The following is a 13,143-nucleotide window of genomic DNA, read 5'->3' as shown; positions in this document are numbered from 1 at the left end:
CGCGCGATGACCCAGACGCCCTCCACTCAGGATCTCGTCCTGCAACCTATCGAAGCGATCATCCCGCATCGCGGCACGATGCTGCTGATCGATGCCGTGAACACCTTCAGCGAAGACGCACTCAGCGCGCGCGCAACCGTACACGCCGACGCGTGGTATGCCGACGCCGACGGCGCGATGCCTGCCTGGGTCGGCGTCGAGTTGATGGCGCAGACCATCGCGGCGCACATCGCGTTGCTCGCCATGCGCGGTGGCGGCAGAGCGCGTCCCGGTGTGCTGCTTGGCTCGCGCAGCTATAAAGCTTTGCAACCGTCGTTCGCTGGCGGCGCCAGGTTGCTGATCCATGCAACCGCATTGCTGCGTAGCGAAGAAGGCCACGCCGCCTACGAATGCACGATCCACCATGGCGACGTGTGTTGCGCCACGGCGGTCATCAAGGTCTTTCAGCCGCCCGATTTTCAGTCATTCATCGAAGGGAGTTTCAGTTCATGAGCCGGCGTGTTCTCGTTACCGGCGCAAGCCGCGGCATCGGCCGTGCGATTGCGTATCAGTTGGCCGCCGACGGCTTCGCGGTGTCCGTGAATTGCCGCACGGGCCGCACCGAAGCCGAAGCAGTCGCAACGGGCATCGCCGCGCAAGGCGGCACGGCGCGCGTGCTGCAATTCGACGTGCGCGCGCGCGCCGTGTGCCGCGAAGTGCTCGAAGCGGATGTCGCGGCGCATGGCCCGTACTACGGCATCGTGTGCAGCGCGGGCGTGACCCGCGACGCCGCGTTCCCCGCGCTCACCGAGGAAGACTGGGACATCGTGATCGAAACCGGTCTCGACTCGTTCTACAACGTTGTCCACCCGTTGACCATGCCGATGGTGCGGGCGAAGAAGGGCGGGCGCATTGTCACGATCGCGTCGGTCTCCGGCGTGATGGGCAATCGCGGCCAGGTGAACTACAGCGCGGCGAAGGCCGGTCTGATCGGCGCGACCAAGGCGCTCGCCGTCGAACTGGCGACGCGCAACATCACAGTCAATTGCGTGGCGCCGGGTTTGATCGAAACCGGCATGCTCGACCAGATGCCGCTCGAGCACGCGTTGAAGACGGTACCGATGAACCGCGTCGGCCGGCCTGCCGAAGTGGCGTCCGTGGTCGGCTTCCTGATGTCGGATGCGGCCTCATACGTCACGCGTCAGGTGATCGGCGTCAATGGTGGGATGGTGTGATGAAGCGCGTCGTCATTACCGGCATGGGGGGCGTCACGGCGTTCGGCGATAGCTGGGATGTCATCGAAGCCCGCCTGAAGAGCGGCGTGAACGCGGTGCGCCGCATGCCCGAGTGGGATTACTTCGAGTCGCTGCATACGCGGCTCGCGTGTCCGTTGCCAGGCTTCACGGCGCCGGCGCATTATCCGCGCAAGAAAATCCGCTCGATGGGGCCGGTGTCGATGTATTCGGTGCGCGCGAGCGAACTGGCGCTCGCCGACGCGGGCCTGTCCGAAGACGTCAGCATCAAGGACGGCCGCATGGGCGTCGCCTACGGCTCGTCGTCCGGCTCGGTGCAGCCGATTCGCGCGTTCGGCACGATGCTCGAAACCGGTTCGATGAGCGACGTCACGTCGAACAGCTACGTGCAGATGATGCCGCACACCACGGCGGTCAACGTCAGCCTGTTCTGGGATCTGAAAGGGCGGATCATTCCGACTTCGTGCGCATGCGCGTCGGGCAGTCAGGCGATCGGCTACGCGTATGAAGCCATCCAGACCGGCAAGCAGACGCTGATGCTGGCGGGCGGTGCGGAAGAGCTGTCGGGCCCGGCGGTCGCCGTGTTCGATACGCTGTACGCGACCAGCACGCGCAACGAGGAGCCGCATCTCACGCCGCGTCCATTCGATGCCGCGCGCGACGGCCTCGTGGTCGGCGAAGGCGCGGCGACGCTGGTGCTCGAAGAATACGAACACGCGGTGGCGCGCGGCGCGCGGATTCACGCGGAGATCGTCGGCTTCGGCTGCAATTCGGATGGCGCGCACATGACGCAGCCGACCGCCGAAACCATGGCGCTCGCCATGCAGCTCGCGTTGAAAGATGCTCAACTGCCGCCCGAAGCGATCGCCTATGTGAACGCGCACGGCACGTCGACGGACCGTGGCGACATCGCCGAAAGCCATGCGACCGCGCAGACCTTCGGCGCACGCATGCCGATCAGTTCGCTCAAGAGCTATGTCGGCCATACGCTCGGCGCGTGCGGCGCGCTGGAAGCGTGGTGGAGCATCGAGATGATGAAGCGCAACTGGTATGCGCCCACCTTGAATCTGGAGAACGTCGATCCGGCCTGCGCGACGCTCGATTACATCGTCGGTACGGGCCGTAAGATCGACGCTGAACATGTGATGAGCAACAACTTTGCATTCGGCGGCATCAACACGTCGCTGATTTTCAGGCGCGTTCGATGAGCACGGCGCTGCAACGCGTGGTCGTCACCGGCATGGGGATCGTGTCGTGCCTCGGCAATACGCTCGACGAAGTGTCCGCCGCGTTGCGCGCGGGCCGCTCGCGCATCGAGCGGCTCGACGCCTGGCGCGAGCGCGGTTTCGGATCGCAGGTGGCGGGCGTTGCATCGGTCGCGCAGGAACCGCCGTTCGGGCGCAAGCTCGAGCGCTTCATGGGCGACACCGCGCGCTTTGCGTGTCACGCCGCGAAGAAAGCGATCGACGATGCCGGGCTCGACCCCGCCGTGCTGCGTTCGCCGCGCGCCGGTGTAGTGATCGGCTCGGGCGTCGGCACGCTGTCGAGTTACGACGCGGCGGTGTCGATTGCGAATGCCCGCGGCGTCGACAAAGTGCCGCCGTACACGGTTCCGCAGGCGATGAGCAGCACCGCGTCAGCCAATGTGGCGCAGGTGTTCGGACTCGAGGGCGTGAGCTATTCGCCGTCGTCGGCGTGCACGACGTCGGCGCTCGCGATCGGCCAGGCGATGCAGCTGATCCAGACTGGCCGCCAGGAGATTGTGCTGGCCGGCGGCAGCGAAGCGCTGCACGACAACACGACGCTGTTGTTCGACTCGATGGGGGCGTTGTCGCGCGGCTTTAACGATGCGCCCGAGCACGCCTCACGTCCCTACGATACGGCGCGCGACGGCTTCGTGATCGCTTCGGGCGGCGGCGTGCTGGTGCTCGAATCGCTCGATCACGCGTTGGCGCGCGGCGCCCGTATTTACGCCGAGTTGACTGGCTTCGGCGATTGCACGGACGCCGCCGGCATGGTCACGCCGCATGCGGCCGGCATTGCGCGAGCGATGCGCGGCGCGCTGGGCGAAGCGGGCAAGCGTCCGGATTACATCAACACGCATGCACCTTCGACGCCGCTTGGCGATGTCGAGGAGTTGCGTGCATTGAGCGACGTATTCGGCGGCGAAGTCCCCGCGTTCTCGTCGACCAAGGGGATGACCGGGCATCCGCTCGGCGCATGCGGCGCGCACGAAGCGATCTACACCTTGCTGATGATGCGCGACGGTTTCATCGCGGGGACGGCGGCCATCGAGACGCCGGCGCCGGGCGTCGACGGCATGCCGCTCGTGCGCACGACGCGTGACGCGCGCATCGGCACGGCAATGTCGATTTCATTCGGGTTCGGCGGCAGTTGCGCAAGCCTGATGTTTGACCTGTGGCGTGGGCTGCATGGGCGGCAAGCGTCAGCGACGGTTCGTGAAAAGTAAGGGTGCAGCGTAATGCAGTTCCGAGCAAGCAAACGATTGAGGCAACTATGAATTCGTCAAAGCGCATGACTGTCGACGTAGCGGTCATCGGCGCAGGTCCGGCAGGCGCCGTCGCGGCGGCGCTATTGCGCCGGGCGGGCCGCTCGGTGCTGGTGCTGGAGCGCCAGCATTTCCCGCGCTTCTCGATCGGCGAAAGTCTGCTGCCGCAAAGCATGGCCTACCTCGAAGAGGCGGGCATGCTGCAGGCGGTCGTCGAAGCCGGTTTCCAGTACAAGAACGGCGCGCATTTCATTTATCGCGGCCAGTCTTCGGCGTTCGACTTTCGCGACAAGCATTCGCCGGGGTGGGGCACCACGTACCAGGTCGAGCGCGCGGTGTTCGACGATATTCTGATTCGCTGCGCGGCGGAGCAGGGGGCCGACGTGCGCTTCGGCCATACGGTTCGCGCGATGCCGCCGGGCGAGAGGGGCAGCAAGCCGGTGCTCGACGTGATCGACGAAGCGGACAACGCGTATGAAGTCGAAGCGCATTTCGTGTTCGACGCGAGCGGCTTTGGCCGCGTGCTGCCGCGCTTGCTGAATCTCGAAGCGCCCACGCGCATGCCGACGCGCGCTGCGATCTTCACGCACGTGCGGGACGGCATTCCGGCTGGCGCGACCGACCGCAACAAGATCTGCGTGGCGACGCACCCGGAGCGCCGCGACGTGTGGTTCTGGATGATTCCGCTGGCGGGCGGTCGCTCCTCGGTGGGTTGCGTGGCCGAGGCCAGTTTCCTCGATGTGCCGGAAGCCGACCGTGACGCGAAGCTACGCGCGCTGATCCAGCAGGAGCCGACACTTGGACCGTTGATCGGTCATGCGCCGTTCCTGATGCCGGTGCGTCACATCGGCGGTTACGCGGCGAACGTCGAGCGCTTGCATGGGCCGGGTTATGCGTTGCTCGGCAACGCGGGCGAATTTCTCGATCCGGTGTTCTCGTCCGGCGTGACGATCGCACTGCGGTCCGCGCATCTCGCGGTGCAGACGTTGAACCGGCAACTGGATGGCGAGCAGGTCGATTGGTCGGCCGCTTACGACGTGCCGCTGCGCAAGGGGATCGACACGTTCCGCGCCTTCGTCGAGCGCTGGTATACGGGCGAATTGCAGGACATCATTTTCTATCCGAAGCAGACGCCCTCGATCCGTCGCATGATCAGCGCAGTGCTGGCCGGTTACGCGTGGGATGAATCGAATCCGTATGTCGCCGATCCGGTGCGCCGGCTGAATGCGTTGCACGATGTGTGCACGCCCCATTGATTGGGCTACACGGCACGAACAAACAAAAACGGCGCTTCCCTCAAGAAGCGCCGTTTTTTATACAACCGCCCGAATCGGTTCAGGCGTCAGCCCGCAAATCCAATCAAGCCGCGATCTTTGCCACGCGCGGTGCATGCTGACGCACGTCGTCGCGACGATGCACGCGTTTGCCCGCGGCATACGTTTCGTAGATCGCGCGGTCGTCGCCGAGCAGCGCGAACGCGAACAGCAGTTCTTCGAGCGATTCGGTGCGTGCGGTACGGCGCGCGAGCAGCGGTGTGGCTTGCGGATCGAGCACGACGAAGTCGGCTTCCGACTTCGGCTTCAACGTGCCGACCTTGTCGGCCAGATCGAGTGCTTCCGCCGCACCCGCAGTGGCCAGATAGAACATCCGCGTGGCCGTCAGATGATGCCCGCTCAGTCGCGCGACCTTGTGCGCTTCGTTCATGGTTTGCAGCATCGAGAAGGAGGTGCCGCCGCCGACGTCCGTCGCCAGTGCGATCGGCATGCCGGCTGCGTCGGCCTTGTCGAAGTCGAACAGGCCGCTGCCGAGGAACAGATTCGAGGTCGGACAATGCGAGGCGACCGTGCCGGTTTGCGCCATGCGCTTGCGGTCTTCCTCATCGAGGTAGATGCAATGGCCGTACACGGCGCGGCGGCGCAGCAGGCCGTAGTGATCGTAGATGTCCAGGTAGCTGCGGTGGCCCGGGAACAGATCGGCGACCCACTTCACCTCGTCGGTATTCTCGGCGACGTGGCTCTGGATGAAGATGTCCCGATGCTTGCCCGCCAGCACGCCGCAGGCTTCGAGTTGCGCTTCGGTCGAGGTCGGCGCGAAACGCGGCGTGAGCGCGTACATCTGGCGGCCACGGTTGTGCCAGCGGCCGATCAATTCGGCGCTGTCGTCATAGCCCGATTGCGCGGTGTCGCGCAGGAACTCGGGGCAGTTGCGGTCCATCAGCACCTTGCCGGCCACCATGCGCAGATTGCGCGCTTCGCTTTCGGTGAAGAGGGCGTCGGCCGATTCCTTGTGGACAGTGCAATACACGAGCGCGGTGGTCGTGCCGCAAGCCAGCAGTTCTTCGACGAAGAAACTCGCCGTATCGCGTGCATAGGCCGGGTCGGTGAAGCGGCGCTCGGTCGGGAACGTGTACGTGTCGAGCCAGGGCAGGAGCCCCGGCGCCGGCGACGCGATCATGTCGGTCTGCGGATAGTGGATGTGCGTATCGATGAAACCCGGCACGATCAGCTTGTCGCGCATCTCCTGCACCACGGTGCCCGGCGCGAGTTGCGGCGCGAGAGCTGCATACGCGCCTGCGGCGACGACATGCCCGTTTTCGACAATCAGCAAGCCGTCCTCGTTGAAGACCGCCGCGCTGGGCGATTGCGCGGGATCGCCGTTGAAGGTCAACAGTTGCGCGCGGAATGCTGATTGGGTGGGTTTGGCTGATTGTGCCGATTGAGTCATGAAAAACCGTCTCCGTATTTGTGAGGAGCTAAGCCGCGCGGACGACGGTTTGATTCGGGCGCTGAAACGAACCCGTGCCGCCGCCGGCTGCTATTCATTGGCCCGTCAGTGCGGGCCGCCTGGGTGCCAGTGCGCGTCGAGCTTCGCGATCAGTTCGCCGCGTTGCTCGGGCGTGACGAACGACGCTTCGAAGCTGTTGCGGATGATCGTGTAGACCTCGGCATCGTTGAGCTTCAACGCGTCGATGGTGGCGAAATAGTTGGCGTTCACGTAGCCGCCGAAATAAGCCGGATCGTCGGAATTCACCGTGACGGCGACGCCGCGATCGAGCAGGTCCTTCAGCGTGTGCCTGGTCATGTCGTCGAACACGCAGAGCTTGAGGTTCGACAGCGGACACACGGTCAGCGCGACGCGCGTATCGGCGAGGCGCGTGACGAGTGCTGGATCTTCGATGCTGCGCACGCCGTGGTCGACGCGGTCCACTTTCAGCAGATCGAGCGCTTCGTAGATGTACGACGGCGGGCCTTCTTCGCCCGCATGCGCGACCAGCTTCAGACCGAGCGCGCGTGCCTTGGCGAATACGCGTTCGAACTTCGACGGCGGATGACCACGTTCGGACGAATCGAGACCTACGCCGATCAGGCGATGCTTGTATTGCTCGAACAACGGTAGTGCTTCTTCGAAGGTGGCGAGCGCGTCTTCTTCGGATAGATGGCGCAGGAAACACAGAATCAACTTGCTCGACATGCCGCGCTTTTCCGCATCGGCGAGCGCGCGTTCAATGCCGGCCACGACAGTGGCGATCGGCACGCCACGCTCCGTATGCGTCTGCGGATCGAAGAAGATTTCGCTATGAATCACGTTGTCGGCGAGACAGCGTTCGACATACGCCGTCGTCATGTCGTAGAAGTCCTGCTCGTGCAGCAGCACGCTCGCGCCGGCGTAATAGATGTCGAGGAACGATTGCAGATCGGTGAACGCGTACGCGGCGCGCAAGGCTTCGATCGAGTCGTACGCAAGCTTCACGCCGTTGCGTTCGGCAAGCGCGAAGATCAGCTCGGGTTCGAGCGAGCCTTCGATATGGATGTGCAGCTCGGCCTTCGGTGCGCGAGCGGTTTTCTCGATGAGTGGCGTAGGGGCAGCGGTTGTTGTATTCATGGTCGGTCAGGAGTTCGTTGGAGTCGGTTCACGCCGGATGCGGGATGCAGGGCTGGATGCAATCGCGTTGGGGCGGCGGGTCGATTGTGCGGCAAATCAGACCGTCTGCGCCGCATGCGCGCCCGCATTCGCCTCTACGGCCTGCAACACCTGTGCGGCCGCCGAGATCGCGATGATCTCCGGCGACTTGTCGACGATGCCGTCGACGCCGAGCGGGCACTTCATCCGCGCAATCCGCGACGGATCGATGCCGCGCGCGGCCAGCCGATGTTCGAACTGCTTGCGCTTGGTGTGCGAGCCGATCATGCCGAAGAACGCGAAATCGCCGCGCCGCAGAATGCGCTCGGCCAACTCGAGATCGCGCGCATGGTTGTGCGTCATCACGATGAAGTACGTGTGCGGCGCGGCCTGGTCGATGGCTTCGTCGGGCGCGTCGTTCGGATCGATCTTCACGTTCGGCGCATGCAGCGTTTCCACGGGCGGAAACTGCGCGTCGCGCTCGTCGACCCAGCGCACGGTGCAAGGCAGCGTGGCCAGCACGCGAACCAGCGCCGCGCCCACGTGACCGGCGCCGAACAGCACGACCTGGAAGTCGCCTGGCGCGATGGTTTCGGTGAGCAGCGCGCCGCTGTCGTCGAAACCGGCGCCGTCCCACAGCAGACAGTCGGCGGCATCGACACCCGGCTCGGGGTCGGACAGCATCACCGCATCCGGTGCGGGGCCGAATGATACGCTACGCACCGTCGATTGGCCCGCGGCCACGCGTTTCGCGAGCGACGTGATCCAGCCGAGGTCGCCGATGTCGAGGCGCTCAAAGGCGAGAATCACCGCGCCGCCGCAGCATTGGCCGAGACTGGGTCCGAGCGCGAAGCGTTCGAGGCGGCGCATGTGCGGCGAGCGCATGCCGTCGCGCAGCACCTGGCGCGCGGTCTCGATGGCCTTCCATTCGAGGTGTCCGCCGCCGATCGTGTGCTTCGCCGATTCGCGCGTGACGATCATCTTGGTGCCGGCTTCGCGGGGCGCCGAACCTTCGACGCGTGCGACCGTCACCAGCACGGCGGCGTCGCCGTGCGCGAGCAGGTGTTGCAGGTCAGGTAGCCAGGCTTGCATCCGGCGGTTCTCCATACGTGGCCGCGTGGGGTGTCCGTGCGGCCGGTTGAGCGTGGCGGGACGCGTTCGTGTCGCGTCGGGCCTTGGCTTTGAGTTGCTTAACGTCGTTCAACGTTTCGTCAAGTTGCTAATCCGGCGTGATTACGATCGTAGCCGTGGCTGCCGCTTCCGTTGCTTGTTCCGCCGGTTGTCCTGTCGCGGGTTCCGTCGTCGTCACGGGCGATTGCAACGCGTCCAGCGCATCGAGAATCGCTTCGGGTGTCGCCGGCGCGCGAAGCTGCGGCGCGTTTTCCGCACCCGGCACCGCGGCCGCAACCGCGTCACGAATCGCGAGGAATACCGAGAACGGCAACAGCAGCGGCGGCTCGCCGACTGCCTTCGAATGGAACACGGTCGGCTCGACGTTCTGATTCTGATAAAGCCGCACATTGAACGCCGTGGGCGTATCGCTGACGGCAGGAATCTTGTACGTCGACGGCGCGTGCGTCATCAGGCGGCCATCCCGGTTCCACCACAATTCTTCCGTAGTGAGCCAGCCCATGCCTTGAATGAAGCCGCCTTCCACCTGGCCGATATCGATTGCCGGATTGATCGATTGTCCGGCGTCGTGCAACACGTCCGCACGCACCAGTTTCCATTCGCCGGTTAGCGTGTCGATCACCACTTCCGACACCGCCGCGCCGTACGCAAAGTAATAAAACGGGTGACCGGTCAGCGTTTGGGCGTCCCAATGCACTTTCGGCGTCGTATAGAAACCGTCCGACCACAACTGCACGCGCGCCAGATACGCTGCGCCGACCAGTTGCTCGAACGGCATCGCGCCGCCGTTCACCGACACTTCACCGTTGGCGAATTCCACCGTTTCGGCGGCGCCGCCGAGTTGCTTCGCCGCGAGTTTGGCGAGCCGGTCGCGAATGGTGCGCGCCGCGGCTTCGGCGGCTTTGCCGTTCAGGTCGCTGCCGGTGGAGGCGGCGGTCGCCGAGGTATTGGCGATCTTCGACGTATCGGTTGCCGTCACGCGCACGCGCGAAAGCGGCAAACCGAGTTGATTCGCGACGACCTGCGCGACCTTCGTGTTGAGCCCCTGGCCCATTTCGGTACCGCCGTGATTGACGAGCACCGAACCGTCTTTGTACACGTGGACCAGTGCGCCGGCCTGATTCAGAAACGGCACATTGAACGAGATGCCGAACTTCACCGGCGAGAACGCGAGGCCGCGTTTGAGCACCGGACTTTTTGCATTGAACGCGGCGATCGCTTCGCGGCGCGCGAGGTAGTCGCTGGTCTCCAGCAACTTATCGGTCAGCGGCGCGATGATGTTGTCTTCGACGCGTTGCCCGTATGGCGTCGTGTCGCGTTCGCCGATGCCGTAGTAGTTGGCGAGCCGCACGTCGAGCGGGTCGCAGTGCAATTGACGCGCGATGCTGTCGAGCATCACTTCCATCACCAGTGCCCCTTGCGGGCCGCCGAAGCCGCGGAACGCGGTGTTCGATTGCGTATTCGTCTTGCAGCACAGCGCGACGATGTCGACGTCGGACAGGTAGTACGCGTTGTCGACGTGGCAGACGGCACGGGTTGCGACCGCACCCGACAGGTCGGCGGAATAGCCGGCTCTCAAGGCTATTTCCACGCGCGCGCCGAGTATGCGGCCGCTATCGTCGAAGCCCGCTTCGTACTCGTAGACCGCGTCGTGGCGCTTGCCGGTGATCATGAAATCGTCGTCACGATCGGCGCGCAGTTTGACCGGGCGGCGCAGCAGTTTCGCCGCCAGCGATGCCACGCACGCGAACAGCGCCGATTGCGATTCCTTGCCGCCGAAGCCGCCACCCATCCGCCGGCATTCGCACACGACGTTATGTGCCGGCCAGCCGAGCATATGCGCGACGACCTGCTGCATTTCGCTCGGATGCTGCGTCGAACTGTAGACGAGCATGCCGTCCATTTCCTTCGGCACGGCGTAGGCGATCTGGCCTTCGAGATAAAACTGTTCCTGGCCGCCGACTTCGAACGTGCCGCGGATCTTATGCGGCGCGGCGGCGATTTTCGCCTCGGGTTCGCCGCGCTTCAGATGCATCGGCGGCAGGACGAACTGCTTTTTGGCTTTCGCCTCGGCGGGCGTGAGGACGACTTCGAGCGGTTCATATCGCACGACGTCATCGCTTTTGGCCAGCGCTGCGGCGCGCCGCGCGAGCTCATGAGTCTCGGCGATCACCGCGAACACCGGTTGGCCGAGATACAGCACTTCGTCGACGGCGAGAATCGGATCGTCGTGCAGTACCGGGCCGCAATTGTTCTCGCCGGGGATGTCTTCGGCGGTCAGCACCGCGATCACGCCAGGCGCTTTTCTGACGGGATCCAGATCGAGCGACACGATCCGCGCGTGCGCGTGCCGCGAGAGTCCAAGCGCTGCGTGCAGCGTGCCTTGCAATTCGGGGACGTCGTCGGTGTAGGTGGCTTCACCGCTCACATGCAGCGTGGCGGATTCGTGCGGCAGCGACACGCCGATCGCCGTCTCGCTTTCCTGAGCGATGGCGTGCCTCGCAGCGTGTTCGACGAAAGCATCGGTCCGGTTCATCACGACGACTCCTTCGCAACAACCGCGTCCGGCACGCCGGCTTCGTACGCGAACGCATTCACGTCGAAGAGGGCGAGTGGCGCGTCATCGCGCGTTTCGAGGTGGAAGCGCCACAACAGGTTGCGCGCCACCTTCAGTCGATAGGCGCTCGAGGCGCGCATGTCGGTGAGCGGCTGGTAATCGGCGACGAGTGCGTTCATCGCTTGCCGCGCAGTGCTTTCGTTCCATGTTGCGCCGTTCAGCGCGGCTTCGGTTTGCGCGGCGCGTTTAGGCGTCGCAGCCATGCCGCCGAATGCAATACGTGCCTCCGTGATCACGCCGCTTTCGCCGATGTGCAGCGCGAACGCGGCGCATACCGCGGAGATGTCCTGATCGTAGCGCTTCGATACCTTGTAGGTGCGGAAGCGCAGGTCGCGCGCCGGACGCGGCACACGCAGCGCCGCGACGAATTCGCCGGCCGCGAGCGCGGTTTTCTGATAGCCGAGGTAGAACGCGTCGAGCGTCAGCGTGCGGGTTTTGGCGCCGTGACGCAGCACGACTTCGGCGCCGAGCGCGAGCAGCGCGGGCATCGAATCGCCGATTGGCGAGCCATTCGCGACATTGCCGCCGAGCGTGCCGGCATTGCGGATCGGCAGCGACGCGAAGCGCGTCCACATCTCGGCCAGCTCGGGGTAATCGACAGCGAGCGCGGCGTAGGCGTCTTCGAGTGTGACGGCGGCGCCGATTGTCAGCGTTTGCGCGTCGTGTTCGATCGTCTTCAATTCGGCGACGTTGCCGATATACAGAATGTCGCCGAGATCGCGGAACTGCTTGGTGACCCACAGGCCGACGTCGGTGCTGCCGGCGAGGAGGCGCGCATGGGAATGCTCCGCGCGTAGTTTGGCGAACGCGTCGAGCTTGACCGGTGCGTAGAAGGTGGGCGAGCCGAACGCGGCGCCGCGCGTGTCGGGCGCGCTGTACTCGAACGTGTCACGGCGTTGGATCTCGCGCAGCTGGTCCGCGATCGCCTTGCGGTCCAGCGTCACGCGCGGGTATTGCGGGTAATCGAACATCTTCTGCGATGCGTCGACAATCGGCCGGTAGCCGGTGCAGCGGCACAGATTGCCGGACAGCGCAGCGTTGATCTCATCGCGAGTGGGCAGGCCGGCGGTGGCCGGCTGGTTTTCGTACAGCGCCCACATCGACATCACAAAGCCGGGGGTGCAAAAGCCGCATTGCGAGCCGTGGCAATCGACCATGGCCTGTTGCACGGGATGCAGGGCGCCGTCGGCGGCGCGCAGGTCTTCGACGGTGAAGAGGGCTTTGCCGTCCAGCGTCGGCAGGAACTGAATACAGGCATTGACCGCTTTCAGCGCGAGCCCGCCGCGCGCATCCAGTTCGCCGATCACAACCGTGCAGGCGCCGCAGTCGCCTTCCGCGCAGCCTTCCTTGGTGCCCGTGCAATGCAAATCCTCGCGCAGATGCTGAAGCACGGTGCGCGACGCCGGGACGCCCGCGACCTCACGGACGGACCCCTGGTGATAAAAGCGGATGGTTTGCGTTGTCATGGCGAATCCGAAAGACAGTGCGGACCGGGCGCGCGTTACGCGTGGGGTCGCGCCAAAGCCGGCCTCGCGCACGTAGATCGCCATCCAGGTTCGAAGATAGCACTACCCCGTCCCGAAAATATTTCCCAACTCGCATGAAGCTTATTCGGAAGCGGTCATGTGATAAGTACGATTCGCGCTGAGGCGGGAAGTTGCGTGGCCAGGGGCGGATTGGGGAAAACCAAGCGGGGCGGGGGAGTGCGCAGCGCTTGCTGGCGGGCCATCTCCGGCTTTGGCATGGCCGAATTT

Annotated in this window: 10 protein-coding genes; 5 read left to right on the top strand and 5 right to left on the bottom strand. The window is 64.7% G+C overall.

What is annotated here, in order from left to right:
- Nucleotides 1-6 precede the first annotated feature (6 nt).
- Genes AYM40_RS15365 through AYM40_RS15345 form a run of 5 tightly spaced genes read left to right on the top strand, consistent with a single transcriptional unit; the run spans nt 7 to nt 4,997 of the window.
- Nucleotides 7-492 (top strand): hotdog family protein, encoded by a 486-nt coding sequence (locus AYM40_RS15365; RefSeq protein WP_063496956.1) that lies wholly within the window; start codon nt 7-9, stop codon nt 490-492.
- A complete protein-coding gene (locus AYM40_RS15360; RefSeq protein ID WP_063496955.1) occupies nt 489-1,214 on the top strand; it encodes a 3-ketoacyl-ACP reductase FabG2 in 726 nt (241 codons plus the stop codon). The genes AYM40_RS15365 and AYM40_RS15360 overlap by 4 nt, the downstream gene beginning before the upstream one ends.
- Nucleotides 1,214-2,440, top strand: coding sequence for a beta-ketoacyl-ACP synthase (locus AYM40_RS15355; protein WP_063496954.1), 1,227 nt, complete (start codon nt 1,214-1,216; stop codon nt 2,438-2,440). The genes AYM40_RS15360 and AYM40_RS15355 overlap by 1 nt, the downstream gene beginning before the upstream one ends.
- Nucleotides 2,437-3,702: a beta-ketoacyl-[acyl-carrier-protein] synthase family protein gene (locus AYM40_RS15350; protein WP_063496953.1), complete on the top strand. Its 1,266-nt coding sequence runs from the start codon at nt 2,437-2,439 to the stop codon at nt 3,700-3,702. Before AYM40_RS15355 ends, AYM40_RS15350 begins: the two co-directional genes overlap by 4 nt.
- A 47-nt stretch (nt 3,703-3,749) precedes the next feature.
- Nucleotides 3,750-4,997, top strand: coding sequence for an NAD(P)/FAD-dependent oxidoreductase (locus AYM40_RS15345; protein WP_063496952.1), 1,248 nt, complete (start codon nt 3,750-3,752; stop codon nt 4,995-4,997).
- Between the two features lie 103 nt (nt 4,998-5,100).
- Here the strand turns inward: AYM40_RS15345 and guaD are convergent, their stop codons facing one another.
- From guaD to xdhA, 5 genes are all read right to left on the bottom strand, one after another.
- On the bottom strand, nt 5,101-6,465 hold the full coding sequence (gene guaD / locus AYM40_RS15340; RefSeq protein ID WP_063496951.1) for a guanine deaminase: 1,365 nt from the start codon (nt 6,463-6,465) through the stop codon (nt 5,101-5,103).
- Nucleotides 6,466-6,570: 105 nt separating this feature from the next.
- The gene (locus tag AYM40_RS15335; RefSeq protein ID WP_063496950.1) at nt 6,571-7,623 is read right to left on the bottom strand and encodes an adenosine deaminase; all 1,053 of its coding nucleotides are present in this window, start codon (nt 7,621-7,623) and stop codon (nt 6,571-6,573) included.
- A 96-nt stretch (nt 7,624-7,719) separates the two neighbouring features.
- On the bottom strand, nt 7,720-8,733 hold the full coding sequence (gene xdhC, locus AYM40_RS15330) for a xanthine dehydrogenase accessory protein XdhC (protein ID WP_063496949.1): 1,014 nt from the start codon (nt 8,731-8,733) through the stop codon (nt 7,720-7,722).
- Between the two features lie 127 nt (nt 8,734-8,860).
- Nucleotides 8,861-11,308 (bottom strand): xanthine dehydrogenase molybdopterin binding subunit, encoded by a 2,448-nt coding sequence (gene xdhB, locus AYM40_RS15325; RefSeq protein ID WP_063496948.1) that lies wholly within the window; start codon nt 11,306-11,308, stop codon nt 8,861-8,863.
- Nucleotides 11,308-12,855, bottom strand: a complete 1,548-nt coding sequence (gene xdhA / locus AYM40_RS15320; protein WP_082855177.1) for a xanthine dehydrogenase small subunit — start codon at nt 12,853-12,855, stop codon at nt 11,308-11,310. The genes xdhB and xdhA overlap by 1 nt, the downstream gene beginning before the upstream one ends.
- Between the last annotated feature and the right edge of the window lie 288 nt (nt 12,856-13,143).

It is taken from the genome of Paraburkholderia phytofirmans OLGA172 (genome assembly GCF_001634365.1).
Classification (GTDB): domain Bacteria; phylum Pseudomonadota; class Gammaproteobacteria; order Burkholderiales; family Burkholderiaceae; genus Paraburkholderia.
This window is presented reverse-complemented; position numbering and strand designations above follow the sequence as displayed.

Coding starts and splice junctions, on each gene's coding strand:
- AYM40_RS15355 (WP_063496954.1), top strand. CDS start 1,214: ATGAAGCGCGTCGTCATTACCGGCATGGGGGGCGTCACGGCGTTCGGC.
- AYM40_RS15345 (WP_063496952.1), top strand. CDS start 3,750: ATGAATTCGTCAAAGCGCATGACTGTCGACGTAGCGGTCATCGGCGCA.
- xdhC (WP_063496949.1), bottom strand. CDS start 8,733: ATGCAAGCCTGGCTACCTGACCTGCAACACCTGCTCGCGCACGGCGAC.
- AYM40_RS15360 (WP_063496955.1), top strand. CDS start 489: ATGAGCCGGCGTGTTCTCGTTACCGGCGCAAGCCGCGGCATCGGCCGT.
- AYM40_RS15365 (WP_063496956.1), top strand. CDS start 7: ATGACCCAGACGCCCTCCACTCAGGATCTCGTCCTGCAACCTATCGAA.
- guaD (WP_063496951.1), bottom strand. CDS start 6,465: ATGACTCAATCGGCACAATCAGCCAAACCCACCCAATCAGCATTCCGC.
- AYM40_RS15335 (WP_063496950.1), bottom strand. CDS start 7,623: ATGAATACAACAACCGCTGCCCCTACGCCACTCATCGAGAAAACCGCT.
- xdhA (WP_082855177.1), bottom strand. CDS start 12,855: ATGACAACGCAAACCATCCGCTTTTATCACCAGGGGTCCGTCCGTGAG.
- xdhB (WP_063496948.1), bottom strand. CDS start 11,308: ATGAACCGGACCGATGCTTTCGTCGAACACGCTGCGAGGCACGCCATC.
- AYM40_RS15350 (WP_063496953.1), top strand. CDS start 2,437: ATGAGCACGGCGCTGCAACGCGTGGTCGTCACCGGCATGGGGATCGTG.